Here is a 16,520-nt window from a genome sequence, read left to right as displayed (position 1 = left end):
CTGATTAAATCATCTTGTTCATAGGGAAATTGTTTCCTCGATCGCTTCTTTTGGTAGTCCTCGACGAATATCAGCTAAAGGTTTTAAGCTTTCTTTGACTTCTTCAATGGTTTCTCCTTGACCATTTGCACTTGGGATTTCAGGACAATGCGGGAGGCATTTTTGCGAGGGATTCATGGTTGAAAACCTCCCGATCCTTCTCTTAGTTTAGAGCAGCGGGTTGAACAGTTAGAGAAAACGGTAAAAACCTTAGTAGAAATTCTCCTCGATAAAACTTAAGTCCCACTGAACTTAATCTACAAGACTTTCTTTTTGGATTAATACCTCACCAGCGATCAAACGTTGGGCTGCCGACAGTAAAACACTCTCAATATAGGGCTTGACAAAAAAACCTTTTGCCCCTTTAGCAGCGGCGAGATGCTGCATTTTTTGCGCCCCTTGCGCGGTAACCATCGCTACTGGTATCCCCTGAAGTTGTTCATCCTCTTGCAGACAAGAGAGCAATTCTAACCCATTCAGGCGCGGCATTTCGATATCGCAGAGAATCAGATCACAAGCTAATCCGGCCCGTAATTTTTCCCATGCTTCTAAACCGTCCCGGGCCTGTTCAATGCGATAACCAGCTTTAACAAAAGAAATCGTTAACATTTCTCGCATTATTACCGAATCATCGACAATCAAGACCAGAGGAGAGGATAAAGGCTGATTACGAGCCGCTTTAATACTATCAGCTAGTAACACTTCCCCCGCAATCATTTTTTCAGCTGCCGAGAGTAAATCTCTGTCCGGGCAGGGCTTGGTAAAATAACCACTAGCTCCTAATTTCGCCGCCTCCTTGCGATGAAGGTCCGCTCCTCGGGAAGTCAAGAAAGCCACGGGAATCGCCGCTAATCGGGGGTCTTTTTGCAAATTAGACAGTAATTCCAGGCCATTCAGGCGGGGCATCTCGATATCGGAGAAAACGATATCACAGGGCAAACCGCCGCGTAATTTTTCCCAAGCTTCTTGACCATCCCGGGCCTGTTCCACACGATAACCGGCTTTACTAAAGGTTAAAGAGAGCAATTCCCGGACAGTAATCGAATCATCGACAATCAGCACCATAGTCTCGGATTTTTGGCCAGTTCCCACCTCTACGGGGGGGGCTGGTTGGCGCCAAGGACTCCCCTTATCGGTACGCAGACGACCCTGGGCAATGTCGATTAACTCTAACACATCGCCGATGGGCATCACCGTACCATCGCCTAAAACCGTCGCCCCAGCAATCCCAACCGTTTTCGGAATCGGTCCTTCGATCTGTTTGATGACGATTTCCGGTAGCGAGCTTCGGAATCGGTCCTCTGACATGATCACTTGATCTACCTGCACTGCCAAGAGATTATTACCACCGCGCAGGATCACGATCGAAAAAGAGTCTTCCTCCTGTTTGCCGGTGTAAAAACTACCGCGACCGACCCGCCGATTGTAGGAAAGCAACTCGCTCAGGGGTTGGAAAGGTAGTAAAGTATTTTGCCAGAAAACGCAGCGCCGTCCATCCATATCCATTTGGATATCCCTGGGCTGGTAAAAGCTCATCTTCACCTCTTTCACCTCTTCCACCTTTCCCACCTTGACCTCCAGGCTTTTGGGGAGGAGGACTTCTTCCACTTCGTCCCTGGAGAAACCGATGCGCGCACGATCACTAACACAAAAGAGGGCCTTACAGATACTCAGGGTTAGGGGTAAACGGATGGTAAAAGTGGTTCCTTTGCCCAGTACCGAGTCAATAGTAACGGTCCCGCGCACATCGATTACACTGGTACGCACCACATCTAAACCCACCCCACGACCGGAAATACCATCGGCCTGATCTTTGGTACTAAAACCGGGGCGAAAGAGGAGTTCATAGACTTCTTGGGGACTGAGGTGTTGAGCTTCCCGATCGCTGATTAGTCCTTTTTTGATCGCCTTGCGTTTAACCCGATTCGCATCAATACCGGCCCCATCATCACTAACGGTGATCACGGTTTGATTTCCCTGTAGGAATGCCTGGACAGAGATCGTACCGAGGGCAGGTTTCCCCTTAGCCATGCGTTCTTGGGGTGATTCAATGCCGTGGGCGATCGCATTGTTGACCAGATGGGTCATGGGACTAAGGAGATGTTCAAGGAGCATCTGATCGATGAGAACATCACCCCCTTCCACTTTTAATTTGGCTTGTTTATGCAGTTCCAGGGACAGATCGTGAATTGCCCGGGGTAGGTGATCGGCAGTTTCACTAAAGGGAGCCATGCGGGATTTGGTCATCCCTTCCTGTAGTTGGGTGGTAACCTGTCGCAGACTACGCATCACCTGATCGGTTTCATCGACGACAAATTGAAGATCAGAGGCCGATTCTCGCACTCGCACGATCAATTCGATTATATTTTGCGCTTTTTTATGGAAATCATTATCAAACTGGTCGAGATCTAGGGCATCTTGTTTGCCGGTCATAGCCGAATCGCCCTGATTTTCTCCCTTAACTCTACCGTAACCGATGGCACCGCGGGAATTGCGACTAGCCAGCAAAGCCCCTTCTAGGAGGGTTCTTTCATAGAGATCCTGCAGCCAACTGCCCACATCGCTGAGTTTTTGGACTTGGTTAAGCAAATTATCCAAAAAGAGACCCAGGTCCTTCTGTTCCTGTTCAAGGCAATTGCGTTTAACCACCAGTTCCCCGATCAGATTGCTGAGGTTATCCAATTGTTTGATCGGCACCCGCATCGTCTGTTCAAAAGCTTTACTGACAAGGGGACGCCCGTTATTTAACCGTGCTGGTGGACTGAAACTGGAGGCCGGAACTCCTCCCATCACCTGACTGCTTTCTTTGAGGAGTTTTTCTAAATCCTTGAATTTATTCTCTGGGTGGCTTTCTGTGGCAAGTTCCAGTGATTCTAACCGTTGGAGATGTTCCGCCCCAGCCTCCCGTTCCACTGCCGTGGATTCCGAGAGGAGGGCTTCTAGGGATTCAAAGATGTCTGGCAGTGGCGATTGCGCTCGTGGAGTGGGTTTTTCCAGAAAAGCTTCTAAGTCTTCAAGGCTGTCGTAAAAATTGGGGTTGCTGATGGTTATAATTGCTTCTGAGTCCCGGACTGCTGCATTTTCTAACAGCCGAGATTCCAGATCATCCCCATCTTCTGCTTCTGACTTTGGCGCAGGCCTACGGGTAAAATAAAGATCATTAGTGGCGGCTTCTTCCCAATTGATGCTACCGCCAAAAAGTTCCCGTAATTCCCGTTCTGAGGGCAAGGAAGACGGGGTTTGGCCAAGAGAAGCCCCAGACCTGGCTGCCGGAGAGGAACTCTGCTCAAATAAAAAGCTGAGTTCGTCTAGAGCCTCCTCACCGTCGCTGTCTTTGTCTTCTAAACTCTCTAACAACTGTTCGAGATCTTCGTTAAAGAGATGATCCGAGTCGGGTTTCATCATGATTTGCTTCCTGCCAAGTCTTCCTTTTTGGTCAACCAATACGCTCTCTCTAGCTTCAGGTTACCCAGAATTCTACCCGATAACTTCATCCACTAGCAATTTTTTTATGGCTAATCAAACTCTTGGACTCGATCGACAATTTTATTCCTATTATCAATCTATCTGTCTGCGAGAACCCCCGATTTTAGCTCAGTTACGTCAAGAAACTGCCTCTCAACCCCTGGCAGTCATGCAGATTGCCCCCGAACAAGGTCAGTTTATGGCTTTTTTAGTACAGGCGATCAGGGCGAAAAAAACCCTAGAAATAGGGGTTTTTACCGGTTATAGTTCTCTAGTGGTGGCCTTAGCTTTACCCCCGGAAGGCAAGCTGATCGCCTGTGATCTAAGCGAAGAATATACCAGTATAGCCCGCCGTTATTGGCAGCAGGCCGGTGTCGCCGCTAAAATCGATTTAAGAATTGCCCCAGCCCTGGAGACTTTAGATCAATTAATCGCCGCAGGAGAAAGTAATAGTTTTGATTTTGTCTTTATCGATGCCGATAAAAGTAATTATGATCGCTACTACGAACAGGCGTTACAATTGGTCAGAACGGGCGGAATTATCGCTATCGATAATGTCTTTTGGTCGGGACGGGTAGCAACGGACGATAACACCGATAATCGCACCAAAATTATCCGTTCACTTAATGCCAAAATTCAGCAGGATGAACGGGTAAATATCAGTATTATTCCTATTGGTGATGGTTTGACCCTAGCCATGAAAAAGTGAAGAAGTGGAGGAGAGTAGAAAAGCTTTTGCTCTTAACAATCAGGGTTTATTTTTATTGTCTAAATTTAGTCACCAGTCCAAAACCACCCACGACAAAGCTAAGTAATAGGGCAAAATTAACTTCTTGGTTACGATAGGCACTCATGCAAGAGACAGTTAGATAAGCTTAGACGCACTTAAGTTACATATCTTGATAATTCAAAAAACTCTCAACCGCTTATTCCTCCTGCCTTGCTAAAACGCATCTTAGATGCGTTTTAGCTTATCTGTAATTAATTGTGTCTCGCTACTTATAAGTACCTAAGCAAAATTAATTACACATATCTAACCACCTCTTGCCTCTTGCCCCTTGCCTCTTGCCTATCTTCACTAGGAAATTAATTTTGCACGACTACTTATCTCTTAAGATAGTTGACAAAAAATTATAGCTGAGAATGACAGCACCAAATTATCAGTTCAACGGAGAGGGTGGGATTTGAACCCACGTTAGGTGTGACCCTAAAGCAGATTTCGAGTCTGCCGCATTCAACCACTCTGCCACCTCTCCACAGGGTTTGAGTCTGGATTATCATTTTAACAGATTACTTGCCCTAGGATTGATTTTTTTTGATCGACCTCTTGCCTAATTGATTTTTGAGGGTTTAAAAACGTCAAAAATAAGGATTAAGTGGCATAAAATATCTAAATAGACCATTTAATTGATTATTATTCACTCGTAATTCTCCTGACGACCGACTACTGACCACTGACTCCTCACCAACCACGACAATTTTTGATTTTTACCAGAGGTCCGATGAATCAAGCTCCTTTTCTTCCAGTTAACCATCCCCGGCCTAACTTTCTCCACTGGTTAGGGAGTCTCTGGAAATTTTCCCGTCCCCATACGATTATCGGCACTTCTTTCAGTGTTTTAAGTCTGTATTTAATTGCTTTAGGCAATATTAGCGATTTTTTTAGCCATTGGTCGGTTTTATTGCTCACTTGGGCTGCTTGTCTTGCGGGTAATGTCTATATCGTCGGTTTAAATCAGTTGGAAGACATCGACATCGATAAAATCAATAAACCCCATCTTCCCCTAGCCAAGGGCGAATTTTCTCGGTTAACAGGCGGGTTAATCGTGGGTTTTAGCGGTATTTTAGCAATTATACTGGCTTTTATCGGTGGTTTTTGGCTGTTAATCACCGTGGGGATTAGTTTACTCATCGGTACGGCCTATTCCTTGCCACCAGTGCGTTTAAAACGCTTTCCCCTCTGGTCCGCCTTCTGTATTTTTACCGTCCGGGGTGTCATCGTCAATTTAGGTCTTTTTCGCCACTACAACACAGTTATTAATCAAAATCAGTCTATCTATCCCTCGATCTGGGTTTTAACAGCTTTTGTTCTCGTTTTCACCGTTGCGATCGCTATTTTTAAGGATGTTCCTGACCTAGAAGGCGATCGCATTTACCAAATTACCACTTTTACCCTCCTTCTCGGTCCTCAAAAAATCTTAATAATTTCCCTCTTGACAATTTCGCTGTGTTATGCAGGGATGATTGCCGTCGGCCTCTTGGGGATAACAGGAATTAATTCTTCTCTGGCCATTGTCGCCCATCTGCTCCTACTTCTTCTTCTTTGGTGGCGTAGTCGCGGAGTAAATTTAGAAGATAAAAGCGAAATCAGCCGATTTTACCAATTTATTTGGAAATTATTCTTCCTAGAATACCTTATATTCCCCCTAGCTTGTTTACTGTGAAAATATCTCCTTTTTTAGCGGCGATTCCCTTACTTTGGCTAAGTGGTACAAGCGCACCTAGTCAAGAAACCATAGAGCCGCAATTATTAACCGGCAATCTTCGTTTAACCCTGAAACATGGCGTTTGGAAACTGTGGCAAGATAAACCCGTTTATCAATATCTTACCCTAGATTTAAGATGCGATCGTGCCGTTTGTCAGCCATCGGTGTGGGGATACGCACCCAAATTTAACAAAGAAGTGGATCACCAAGGTACGGTAAAAACGATTAAATTAGACAATGCTTGGCGATTACAGGTGAAAATGAACATTCAAACTCACCCTTGGCAAGCGGAAGTCAGGGAAGCTATCTATAATATCGAAATTGTCCCCTACCAAGACCAACTTATCGGCAGTTATCAAGGTACTTTAGGGGGAAGAAGACTACAAAACACAGTTAATGGCACAATTTCCCCTTTATGGCCTAATCCTGTCCCTAATCATCAACCCCTACAAGCGCGAGAACATCCCCGTTTAATCTTTCGCAAGTCAGAATTAACTAATCTCAGAGAAAAAGCGAAAACTCCCATCGGTCAAACTATTATCGCCCAATTAAACAACAGTTTACAGGAAAAAATTTATTACGATGGTTATGTGCCTAATGGGGGTTATCATGCCACAGGTCATTGTTTTTTAGCAATTTTAAATCAAGATAGAAAATCAGCAGAAACCGCCTGGGAAATTCTCGAAAAAACCCGTAAAAATCGGGGCAGGAGAATCTTAGAACAATCGCCAATTGTCGCCGGAGTCGCTCTCGCCTACGATCTTTGTTATGATTTTTGGGGAGAAAAGCGCCAACGGGAAATTACTGGCTGGTTATTCAGTGAAAGTAAAAAACTTCTCAAAGGTGATTCACCCAAAAATGGCTGGAATGGAGACGCAGTTAGTAACTGGAATGCGCGGGCCAGAGGTGCGGCAGGTTTAGCCAGTTTAGCGATTCTCAAGGAAGATGTACCAGCCGATCCTCTCTATTCTCCCTCTGCACAGGTGGAAATGGCCAAACGTCACATCGAACGCTATTTTACCACAGCTATCGGCGATCGAGGATTTGGCACGGAGGGAGATTTATACAGCACCGAACCCATGGTTCTCGCTGTTTTTCCTTTTCTGCAAGGGTATCGAAATAGTCTCGGATTAGACTTAGTAGCTGGTTCCCCGGCAGCCCAATTAATCCCCCATTATTTAACCAGAATTGTCCCTAAGAATGGTCAATTATTGATTCCTGCTTATGGCAGACATCAGATGTTTGTAGGAGTATCTTTATTAACTATCGGATTGGGAATTACCGATAAATCATTGCTACCAGCAGTAAAATGGCGATTACAAGGTCAAGAAAAACAACTTTTTCACCCCCATTATCCTCATATTGCCCCTTTTCTTCTCGCTGCTTATCCATCTAATCTTATTCCAGAAAATCCCGAACGCCAACTTTCCCGCGTTTTAGTTGATCAACAAAAGGGATTTTATACTTTTCGTAATCGGTGGCAAAATGAAGAGGATTTTGTCGCTAGTATCTATCTCAAACAGCAACCTTTTGTGGGGGGATGGTCTTTTCCCGATGTCGCTAGTGTGAGAATTTGGGGATTAGGAGGACATTGGGCGAGTTTTGAGGGGTCAAAAGGCGACTGGAATTCGGAAAATACCGTTACTTTCCCGAAAACACCGCCTTGGCGACAGGCAAAACCGATATCTTTTCAATCTAGTCCCGATGGTTCGGGAGTAATTACCTTAAAAACTGATAAAATCAGGGTTAAAAGAGCTAATCCACCCTTCGGCTCCGCTCAGGGTGAACCCGCAGAAGTGGCTCTGGTTCGCTCTTTCGCCGTCGATTACGGTCTTTCCTCTGGTTCCCCTGGATTATTCGTCTTGATGGATAAATTATTAGGTGAAGTCGAGCAACCAGAATTTATTAATAAAACTTGGGTGATGAATACCCAGGGAAATGTCACTCTCGGAAAAAATAGTTTTACTATCACTCAAAATCGGGCAACTATGCAGGGAACTTTTATCACTCCCGTGACTTTAAAAGTCGAGAAAAATAATACAGGTGAGCGCATTTTAGCCACGGGTAGCGAGGATTTTTTTCTGGTGATGACCGTGCAGAAAAGTCGTCCCCCAGCAGTTAAAATTATCGGTAAGGGACTAGATGCGATCGTGCAAATTGGCTCCCAGGAAATCTCAATTATCGACGGTGCAGTTAGATTAAAAAATATGAATTTTCAAGAGCCATAAAAATTGGCAAGTGACCCAAGACAAGTTAACAGTTGTCAAGGAGCATTGGTCAAAATGATAACTATTCGAGCAATTATTGATGATATAATCAAGATAGCCGACCAAAATAGCCACTAAATTCAGAACTATCTAGAATTGCATCTATAATTTCCGACTAACTAAACTATGACTAAATATTATCAAATCACCGTTCACAATCGTCAGACGGGCGAAAAAATTACCACCACCGTTGCCGAGGATAACTATATACTCCACAGTCTGGAAAAACAGGGCTATCAATTACCCTTTTCCTGTCGCAATGGAGCTTGTACCAGCTGCGCGGTCAGGGTATTATCGGGAGATATCCACCAACCAGAAGCGATCGGACTATCACCAGAATTAAAAGCCAGAGGTTATGCTTTACTTTGTGTTAGTTATGCCCGCAGCGATATGGAAGTAGCCACCCAAGACGAAGATGAAGTCTATGAACTGCAATTCGGTCGCTTTTTTGCTCGTGGCAAAGTGCGTTTTGGTTTACCCTTAGATGAAGAATAGATTAGGGATTAATCGTGCCAGATACCAGCAGCCAATTAGAAAAATACCTAGACATTGCCAGCGAAGCCGCCCTAGCGGCGGGAACAATTATCCTCGATAATTGGTGTAAAATCGAGATAATAGAAGAAAAAGGGCGATCAGGCGATTTAGTGACGGAAATAGATCGTCGAGCAGAAAGAGAAATTCTCAAAATTATTAGCCGTCACTTTCCCGAACATGGGATTTTAGCGGAAGAATCGGGAAAAATGCCAGGGACGGACAGCGACTATCTCTGGGCGATCGATCCTCTCGATGGAACCACCAACTATGCCCACGGTTATCCCGTATCCGTCGTCTCCATCGGACTACTGATCGCAGGGATAGCAGCAGTGGGAGTTATCTATAACCCCTTTAGAAAGGAACTATTTCGGGCAGCCAGGGGTTTAGGGTCCACCCTGAACCGTCGTCCCATCCATGTCTCCCGGACGAGTGAACTAGAAAAAAGTTTACTGGTGACGGGTTTTGCCTACGATCGCTGTCAAACCCAGGATAATAATTATGCCGAATTCTGTTATCTGACCCATCTGAGCCAAGGCGTACGCCGGAGCGGTTCCGCTGCCAAAGACTTAACCGATGTGGCCTGTGGGCGCTTAGATGGTTATTGGGAACGAGGGATTAATCCCTGGGATATGGCCGCGGGAATTATTCTGATCGAAGAAGCTGGGGGTAAAATTAGCGCCTATGATGAGAGTCCTTTTAGGATGGAAACGGGGCGAATTCTGGCCACTAACGGACAGATTCACACCCCCTTAAGCCAAGCTCTGCAAAAAGCGGCCTCTTGGAGGTTTCAGTTTGAATCCTTTTAATATTTAGGGTTGGCTGAATATCAGCATAAGCTTTGCTAGAAAAGGGTTTGGGGACTTTTTTCCCCAAAAAGTGCCAGAAACAAACGTTGAGAAATCGAGCCGAGGGACTCAAAACCCTGGCACTTTCCGGAGGCGAACGCAAAGCACTCGCTATGCGAGAACGCAAAGGGTGCCGCTTCCAGGCGCGCGAGGTCATTCTGTTATTCTGACTTCCCCCACCGACGACCGGCGGCCGACGACCGACTCCTAACTCCACCAACAAACTTTTTCAGCAAACTCTATTTATGGCGTTATCATTTTGATTAGAGATAGGAGCCGCTGTATGACTTTTCCAATTTCCCAGGGGTTGTTTCAATTTGATTTAATCGATCACTTCGCTATTTTAGGAGTCTCGATCGATGCCGAGCATCAGGAGATTCGCCAGCGTTACTTAAAAATCGCCCATAAACTCCATCCCGATACCTGTCGCACTTACACCCCCGCCGAAAGGGAACAGGCTCATCATTTACTCTCAAAATTAGTTAACCCTGCCTACGAACATCTCGGCCGCAACCCGTCTCGCGAAGAATTTCGCCTTGTTTTAACAGAAATGGGCAAGGCAATGGCGAGGGATTCGGGTAAAATCACCATCAGTAGCGAACCGGCTAGAAAACTAGCCCAATCTAGCGCTAACCATGAATTAGCCTATCAAAAAATCCTGCAATCTTTGGCGATCGATCAATATACCGCCCTAGAAAATGCCTATCAGAAAATCGCCCAACTCAGTGAACTCAATCTGGTTTATCTGATGTTAACCGAAGGTCAGGGCAACAAGAAAACCACCCGGAAAGTCTTTATCTCCCAAGGCAATCCTAACCAGTCCGAGTTAGTCGGGGCTACTGTCCCCACGGCAGCCCGGGCTAAAGCCAAGGAATCGCCACTAGAAGCCTATATTCGCCGCGCTCAAGCCTCTCTTGACCAAAATAATCCCGCCCAAGCTTTGCGAGAATTGCGCGATGCCCTGCGGCAAGAACCGGATAACGGCATCTGTCACGCCCTGCTCGGTTTAGCCTACCTGCGACAAAATCAACCCTCCATGGCCCGGGTTCATATCAATCGCGCCTGGCAAACCAGCCCCCAAGATGCGACGGTGATTAAGTGTAAACAGGAACTAGATAAAGTAGTTAATCCTAATATTGAAGTGCAACATCAGAATGGACAAAAAGGGGAAGGAGATCGCAATAGCGGTTTTTGGTCTCGATTTGGTGGTAAAAAGAAATAGGACTGACCAGTGCCACCGATTTTGATTAGCAAACTCCCATGATTCATCAACCCCCGGCGGGGACCAGGGATTTATTACCCCTAGAAGTTACCCAAAAAGGCTGGATTAACGATCGCCTTCAGTCTGTCTTTCAGCGTTGGGGCTATCAAAGGATCGTCACCTCCACCATTGAATGGCTCGATACCCTCACCGCAGGCGGTGCGATCGATCCCACCACCGTAATCCAACTCCACGGGGATAGCCAAGGACTATCGGGATTACGCCCTGAATTAACCGCTTCCATTGCCCGTAGTGCCGTCACCCGCATGAGTGGGGAGTCCTATCCCCAACGTCTCTGTTATCGGGCTAACGTTTTTCGTCGCCCTAGCGCCAGTTATCACGGTCGTCAAGTGGAATTCTATCAAGCGGGGGTAGAACTGCTCTTTTCTGGCGGTTTACTAGCTGATGCCGAGATTTTACTGCTCCTGGCCGACTGTTTCGATAGTTTGGCCGTCCCTAACTGGCAGATTATTTTAGGAGAAGCGGGTTTGACTCGTTCGCTACTTTCTCCCTTTCCGGCTCCCTTACGCGAACAGGTGAAACGCTGTTTAGCCCTTCTCGACTACGTTAGCCTCGAAAATCTTCCCTATCCCAACGAAACTCTCCGGCAGCAAGCCCGACAATTATTTCACCTGCGCGGTAATCCTGAGGATGTCCTCGCACAAGTGGCAGTATTAGCCCAGGAAGAATCGGCCCAAAAAGCCGTTAATAACCTTAAATCCCTAGTCGAGCTGCTTAATGCTGATCGCTCTGGTCCTTTCCCCCTAATTCTCGATTTAAGTCTGATTCAAACCTTTGATTACTACACTGGCATCGTTTTTAAAGCGGTTAGTTATCACCAGCAAAATCTCAGTATTTTAGGCCAGGGCGGACGCTATGATCAATTATTGGGCGTTTTTCATCCCCAGGACCAATCGGCTCCGGGTATCGGTTTTTCCCTGAATATCGAAGAACTGCACGAAAGTTTATTATCAGGGCAGACTTTACCCAGTAAAGCTCCTCCCCTCGACTGGTTACTTATCCCTTTGGGTAATAACGCCCAGATAGCGACTTTTAGTAAAGCTCGCTCTCTTCGCAACGGTGATCCTAATCTGAGAGTGGCGATCGATTTAGGTGGTCGCAGCGAGGCACAAATTCGTACCTATGCCCGCGATCGGATGATTAAAAATCTCGCCTGGGTGCAAGAAGATGGTTCCGTGATCGAAGAATCTCTCTAAAAGGGGGCAAAAGCGGCGGAAATACTGCCTTCTGCCCGCTGCTATAGGACTCTATCTAGGGTTTGCGGCAAAAAGTACGGGCGAAGCATTCGGGCAATAACCTATCGGTGAAACCGTAGATTTTTTATCCGAATGCTTCGCCCCTACAGGACGCGGGCCGATGAAGACGCAAGGTTTTGAAGCACGATTCTCTCAAAATCTTGCACCTGTTTCGCGAGAAAAGCCACAAAACCCTTACCTTGCCTACATTTCACCTTTATTCAGCAAACCCTATCTAAATTGGAGCAAGAGGACTCCCGTTACACCGCCCCCGCGGTTAGCGGGAGATGAATTGCGACCAGTAAAAAAGACTAACAGGATAGCGTTTCCTTAGACGGAGTAGCTTGATTCTCAACATATTTTTTGGCTCTTCTCGACTTTGTGTGGTAATTTTTGCTTATGGAATCGTGAAATACCTATCAAGCAAGACTTTTAGCTCTATTTTGACGTTCGGCGACGCTCAGTCGAGCGGCGGAAGAAACTAGAAAATATCAGTATAGACCTCGTTCCCACACATAAACCAGAAGAGCCGTTCAAAAAACTTTATAATAACCCCCATTAATACCCACTGAAACCATAATAAATCATAAGCAAAAATCAATGTTAATAATCGATTCTAATCTATACCAGAGATGAACGTGGGTTGGGTTAAAGCATGAAACCCAACGCTGACGGCGATGATTGAGCCGCTTCTTGGCATGGTAACGACTAGGACTGTCCCAAGTGCGGGAAACGGCGATTTTAAAATTTTCACCCTTTATTCAGGAAAAAATCATGTCAACTCCTTTTTTGGTCAAAGATATCCTTCCCGGTGCCTTTAACTCCTACCCCAAATATCTGACGGCATTATATAGTTTTACCAATAAATGTTAGAACAAAGATGTAGATGTAGGTTGCTCTAATGGGAAGTTTTGTGACGACAAGTAGCATTGATGATATTTATGGGGAATAATGAATCTAGAGGATCGCCTAACTTTCCAATTGGTAGCGACTCGCCATGAAACAACCAACCGCCAATTATGATGAACCCTGGAAAGAAGCATTAACCGAGTATTTTGAAGCGTTTTTATACTTTTTCTTTCCCGAAGTTCACCCAGAAAACGGGTTTCTTGAAGAAACCCGTTTTCTGGACTTGTGGCCATCGCCTTCTCGCCATGACCCGCTAAAATTGTCATTGTGAGGGAGTAATTGAGAGACAATCTTCAGAAACCCGTTTTCTGGACTTATGGCGAATCACCTGAATCAGTGAACAGTTGTTAGCCTTTTGGTAACTGATTCAGGTAATTGCATTTGCGTCTCTTGGTTATAATTCACAAACAGGCTATAATGTTAGTAAAACAACGTTAATCTCTAAGGTTTATCAATGACTCAAATATTGATCGAAATTCCCGACGAATTAATATCTCGTTTGCAAGAACAAAAATCCTCGGTTCAAGAGATTGTTATCAAAGCTTTGGAAAATTATGTTCAAGCTGAATTACCAGATATTACTAAGACTCGTACTTGGGAACTTTGTGGAAGTTTAGAAATTGTCCAACCTGAGCCTAAATATATTATCGGACAAGATAATCGGGGTCAAGTTGTAACTAACTACGCTGAAAACATCGATGAAATTATTTATTAAAAATTGTGGACAAAGAAATTATTGTTGATACTTCTGCTTTAATTGCCTTTTTTGTCAAATCTGAAACTCATCACGAAAGCGCTCAAAAATATTACTTGGAAAATCCTCATAATAATTGGATTATTCTGGAATCGGTATTCGATGAAACTGTTACTTGGATTCGGAGCAAGGTATCTAGTCGAGCCTCAATCCAAGTGGGTCAAATACTAAGAGAAGATCATCGTTATATCAATGTGTCAGATAGCGATGATCTGGCAACATGGGAAGCTTTCTGTAAGTACAATGATAAAAAATGGAGTTACACAGATTGTTCTATTTTAGTTATGGCTCATCGTTTACAAATATTTAAGGTATTCGCTTTTGATGATCATATTCGTCAAATGGCAGGATTAGGAATTGTTTGTGTCCCATAAACTAATAAAAATACAATTTATGAACGTCGTTCAGATTGCATATCTTGCAACAACCCACGAAACTGAGAAAATGGGGTTTTTCAAGAAACCATGAGAAAACGCCTATTTAGAAACCCGTTTTCTGTAAATTTTTGTTATATCCCCCTTGAAAAATTGGCGATTGTTTGCACAAAATAGTCGAAGTCATCCTTTGCGGTCAGTGTCATGACTTCTACCCTGTTGCCGAGCCTTCCTGCTGTTGACGATGTTTTGTTCAATTTCGCTCAATCTGATGGCTTGAGTCAAGTTAATCAGGTGAATAGTGCGAGAAATCAGGGTTTAACCGCACCCGAATTAAATACTGTAGTTTTCCTCGATGCTGGTGTTAGCGATTATCAAACCCTACAAGCTGGGGTAATTCCAGAAGTCGCCACCGTTATTCTCTCTGCCAATCAAGACGGAATCGAACAAATATCCGCTTTTTTACCACAAAATCCCCAGATTACCACCATTCACCTCTATTATTAAATCGGTGCGTTACGCTATCGCGCTTCATAGCCTAGGAGTAAGCAAACAACTCAAATGAAACAAACAACCGCCAATTATGATGAACCCTGGAAAGAAGCATTAAGCGAGTATTTTGAAGCGTTTTTACATTTCTTCTTTCCTGAAGTTCACCAACTAATTGATTGGACAAAAATTCCCGAATCTCTGGAAAAAGAACTCAAACGGATTACCGCTTCAGCAAAGACAAAAAAACGTTTCGCTGACAAACTCTATAAAGTCTGGTTACTCAGGGGTGAAGAAGTCTGGATTTTGATTCATATTGAAATTCAAAGTCAATACGAAGAAAATTTCCCTCAGAGGATGTATATTTATAACTATCGGGCCTTTGATTTGTATCAGAAACCAGTTATCAGTCTCGCTATATTAGGAGATGAAAGAGTAAATTGGCGACCAGATTCCTATAATTATACTATCGCTGGTTGTGAAGTGAGTCTGAAATTCCCAACAGTCAAATTACTGGACTATGAGGAAAGCTGGTCAGAACTAGAAGCAAGTAAGTACCTAAGCAAAATTAATTACACATATCTAACCACCTCTTGCCTCTTGCCTCTTGCCTCTTGCCTATCTTCACTAGGAAATTAATTTTGCACGACTACTTAGCAATCCCTTTGCTATAATCGTCATGGCACACCTGAAAACAAAAGCGACTACTGGGAAGCTGCCAGAAAGGGAACAGTGGAAGTGGAGGTTAATCAGGGGATTATATGAAAAGGAGTTCGAGAGGGAACAGATAATTAAACTGTTTGAAATCATCGACAATATGATGACTTTATCCCCTGAATTACAGTCAAGTTTAGAAAGTAAAATCAAACAATTTGAGGAGGAAAGAACCATGCCTTTAATGAGTAATATGGAGTTACGAGGAATCGAAAGCGGTAAGGAAATTGGTAAGGAAATTGGCAAGGAAATTGGTAAGGAAATTGGTAAGGAAATCGGAGCGTTAGAAAATGCTCGTGATTTTGTCAAAACAGTTTTGCAAGCTCGCTTAGGTGAAGTTCCTTTAGATGTGGAACAATACCTGAATAAAGTTTCGGTACTATCTACATTACAAGAGATTGTTAAATTAGCAGCTACCGCTAATTCTCTCGCAGAATTTAAGCAGTCTTTGGCAAAAATCAATATCTAGAAAACGGGTTTCTTAGAAAACGGGTTTCTTAAAGAAACCCGTTTTCTGTAAATTTTTGTTATATCCCCCTTGAAAAATTGGCGATTCTTTGCACAAAATAGTCGCATTAATCTTTTGCGGTCAGTGTCATGACTTCTACCCTGTTGCCGAGCTTTCCTGCTGTTGACGATGTTTTGTTCAATTTCGCTCAATCTGATGGCTTTGTTCAAGCTAATCAGGTGAATAGTGCGAGAAATCAGCGTTTAACCGCTACCGTAGTTTTCCTCGATGCTGGTGTTACCGATTATCAAAGTCTCCAAGCTGGGGTAATTCCAGAAGTCGCCACGGTTATTCTCTCTCCCAACGAAGACGGAATCGAACAAATATCCGCTTTTTTACCACTGTTGAAACCTTAGATTTGTCGGAGTTGCAGACATCTGGGGTTTTTCAGCCAGATATACCCTTCTTTGCCGGCTTAAGTACCTAAGCAAAATTAATGACACAAATCTAACCACCCCTTGCCTCTTGCCTATCTCCACTCTAAGTACAGGACAAAAAATGTAAGGACTGGAGAAAAAGAGAAAAGTTAGGTAATGAAGGATTGAGAATAAGATGACGAAGGTGGTCTAAACCTAGCCGAAAGAGGCTTTTTGCTCGGCGACCATGTTTCTTGATAGGA

Annotated in this window: 14 protein-coding genes, 1 tRNA gene and 2 pseudogenes; 13 read left to right on the top strand and 4 right to left on the bottom strand. The window is 44.3% G+C overall.

Translation table 11 applies throughout. The features are described from left to right. Positions 1–18: 18 nt before the first annotated feature. The gene (locus O9334_RS00520; protein ID WP_190357825.1) at positions 19–177 is read right to left on the bottom strand and encodes a hypothetical protein; all 159 of its coding nucleotides are present in this window, start codon (positions 175–177) and stop codon (positions 19–21) included. Positions 178–291: 114 nt separating this feature from the next. After that, positions 292–3,444 (bottom strand): hybrid sensor histidine kinase/response regulator, encoded by a 3,153-nt coding sequence (locus tag O9334_RS00515; RefSeq protein WP_190380387.1) that lies wholly within the window; start codon positions 3,442–3,444, stop codon positions 292–294. A 106-nt stretch (positions 3,445–3,550) separates the two neighbouring features. Between O9334_RS00515 and O9334_RS00510 the strand changes: the two genes are divergently transcribed. Continuing rightward, positions 3,551–4,213, top strand: a complete 663-nt coding sequence (locus O9334_RS00510; RefSeq protein WP_045360557.1) for a class I SAM-dependent methyltransferase — start codon at positions 3,551–3,553, stop codon at positions 4,211–4,213. A 460-nt stretch (positions 4,214–4,673) separates the two neighbouring features. Here the strand turns inward: O9334_RS00510 and O9334_RS00505 are convergent. Continuing rightward, positions 4,674–4,760 (bottom strand) — tRNA-Ser (locus O9334_RS00505). A gap of 246 nt (positions 4,761–5,006) precedes the next feature. Between O9334_RS00505 and O9334_RS00500 the strand changes: the two genes are divergently transcribed. The 12 genes and pseudogenes from O9334_RS00500 to O9334_RS00440 all read left to right on the top strand — a co-directional run bounded on the left by O9334_RS00500 (position 5,007) and on the right by O9334_RS00440 (position 16,257). After that, positions 5,007–5,948, top strand: a complete 942-nt coding sequence (locus O9334_RS00500; RefSeq protein ID WP_190380388.1) for a homogentisate phytyltransferase — start codon at positions 5,007–5,009, stop codon at positions 5,946–5,948. Beyond that, entirely contained in the window at positions 5,945–8,218 is a 2,274-nt protein-coding gene (locus tag O9334_RS00495; RefSeq protein ID WP_287998383.1) for a hypothetical protein, read from the top strand. The genes O9334_RS00500 and O9334_RS00495 overlap by 4 nt, the downstream gene beginning before the upstream one ends. A gap of 165 nt (positions 8,219–8,383) precedes the next feature. Continuing rightward, a complete protein-coding gene (locus tag O9334_RS00490) occupies positions 8,384–8,752 on the top strand; it encodes a 2Fe-2S iron-sulfur cluster-binding protein (RefSeq protein ID WP_190380390.1) in 369 nt (122 codons plus the stop codon). Positions 8,753–8,766: 14 nt separating this feature from the next. Continuing rightward, positions 8,767–9,597, top strand: a complete 831-nt coding sequence (locus O9334_RS00485; RefSeq protein ID WP_045360551.1) for an inositol monophosphatase family protein — start codon at positions 8,767–8,769, stop codon at positions 9,595–9,597. Positions 9,598–9,919: 322 nt separating this feature from the next. Further along, on the top strand, positions 9,920–10,858 hold the full coding sequence (locus tag O9334_RS00480; RefSeq protein ID WP_190380391.1) for a J domain-containing protein: 939 nt from the start codon (positions 9,920–9,922) through the stop codon (positions 10,856–10,858). 38 nt (positions 10,859–10,896) lie between these two features. After that, positions 10,897–12,114: an ATP phosphoribosyltransferase regulatory subunit gene (locus O9334_RS00475; RefSeq protein WP_190380392.1), complete on the top strand. Its 1,218-nt coding sequence runs from the start codon at positions 10,897–10,899 to the stop codon at positions 12,112–12,114. Positions 12,115–13,150: 1,036 nt separating this feature from the next. After that, on the top strand, positions 13,151–13,333 hold the full coding sequence (locus O9334_RS00470) for a hypothetical protein (RefSeq protein WP_072024871.1): 183 nt from the start codon (positions 13,151–13,153) through the stop codon (positions 13,331–13,333). A gap of 183 nt (positions 13,334–13,516) precedes the next feature. Next, on the top strand, positions 13,517–13,777 hold the full coding sequence (locus O9334_RS00465; RefSeq protein WP_002733873.1) for a hypothetical protein: 261 nt from the start codon (positions 13,517–13,519) through the stop codon (positions 13,775–13,777). 5 nt (positions 13,778–13,782) lie between these two features. Then, a complete protein-coding gene (locus O9334_RS00460; RefSeq protein ID WP_045360544.1) occupies positions 13,783–14,190 on the top strand; it encodes a type II toxin-antitoxin system VapC family toxin in 408 nt (135 codons plus the stop codon). Positions 14,191–14,394: 204 nt separating this feature from the next. After that, entirely contained in the window at positions 14,395–14,697 is a 303-nt protein-coding gene (locus tag O9334_RS00455; protein WP_287998363.1) for a DUF4347 domain-containing protein, read from the top strand. A 54-nt stretch (positions 14,698–14,751) separates the two neighbouring features. Then, positions 14,752–15,862, top strand: a pseudogene (locus O9334_RS22995) (RpnC/YadD family protein). 128 nt (positions 15,863–15,990) lie between these two features. Continuing rightward, the gene (locus O9334_RS00440) at positions 15,991–16,257 is read left to right on the top strand and encodes a DUF4347 domain-containing protein (protein ID WP_287638985.1); all 267 of its coding nucleotides are present in this window, start codon (positions 15,991–15,993) and stop codon (positions 16,255–16,257) included. Between the two features lie 124 nt (positions 16,258–16,381). On the opposite strand, the pseudogene O9334_RS00435 reads toward O9334_RS00440, so the two are convergent. After that, positions 16,382–16,520: pseudogene (locus O9334_RS00435) on the bottom strand (IS4 family transposase); the annotation flags it as partial.

It is taken from the genome of Microcystis sp. LE19-8.1F (assembly GCF_027531715.1).
In the GTDB taxonomy this organism is placed as follows: domain Bacteria; phylum Cyanobacteriota; class Cyanobacteriia; order Cyanobacteriales; family Microcystaceae; genus Microcystis; species Microcystis wesenbergii_A.
This window is presented reverse-complemented; position numbering and strand designations above follow the sequence as displayed.

What these genes read in the sequence shown, in the direction of transcription:
- O9334_RS00520 (WP_190357825.1), bottom strand. Translation starts at nt 177, where the DNA reads ATGAATCCCTCGCAAAAATGCCTCCCGCATTGTCCTGAAATCCCAAGT.
- O9334_RS00515 (WP_190380387.1), bottom strand. Translation starts at nt 3,444, where the DNA reads ATGATGAAACCCGACTCGGATCATCTCTTTAACGAAGATCTCGAACAG.
- O9334_RS00510 (WP_045360557.1), top strand. Translation starts at nt 3,551, where the DNA reads ATGGCTAATCAAACTCTTGGACTCGATCGACAATTTTATTCCTATTAT.
- O9334_RS00500 (WP_190380388.1), top strand. Translation starts at nt 5,007, where the DNA reads ATGAATCAAGCTCCTTTTCTTCCAGTTAACCATCCCCGGCCTAACTTT.
- O9334_RS00490 (WP_190380390.1), top strand. Translation starts at nt 8,384, where the DNA reads ATGACTAAATATTATCAAATCACCGTTCACAATCGTCAGACGGGCGAA.
- O9334_RS00480 (WP_190380391.1), top strand. Translation starts at nt 9,920, where the DNA reads ATGACTTTTCCAATTTCCCAGGGGTTGTTTCAATTTGATTTAATCGAT.
- O9334_RS00475 (WP_190380392.1), top strand. Translation starts at nt 10,897, where the DNA reads ATGATTCATCAACCCCCGGCGGGGACCAGGGATTTATTACCCCTAGAA.
- O9334_RS00470 (WP_072024871.1), top strand. Translation starts at nt 13,151, where the DNA reads ATGAAACAACCAACCGCCAATTATGATGAACCCTGGAAAGAAGCATTA.
- O9334_RS00465 (WP_002733873.1), top strand. Translation starts at nt 13,517, where the DNA reads ATGACTCAAATATTGATCGAAATTCCCGACGAATTAATATCTCGTTTG.
- O9334_RS00455 (WP_287998363.1), top strand. Translation starts at nt 14,395, where the DNA reads ATGACTTCTACCCTGTTGCCGAGCCTTCCTGCTGTTGACGATGTTTTG.
- O9334_RS00440 (WP_287638985.1), top strand. Translation starts at nt 15,991, where the DNA reads ATGACTTCTACCCTGTTGCCGAGCTTTCCTGCTGTTGACGATGTTTTG.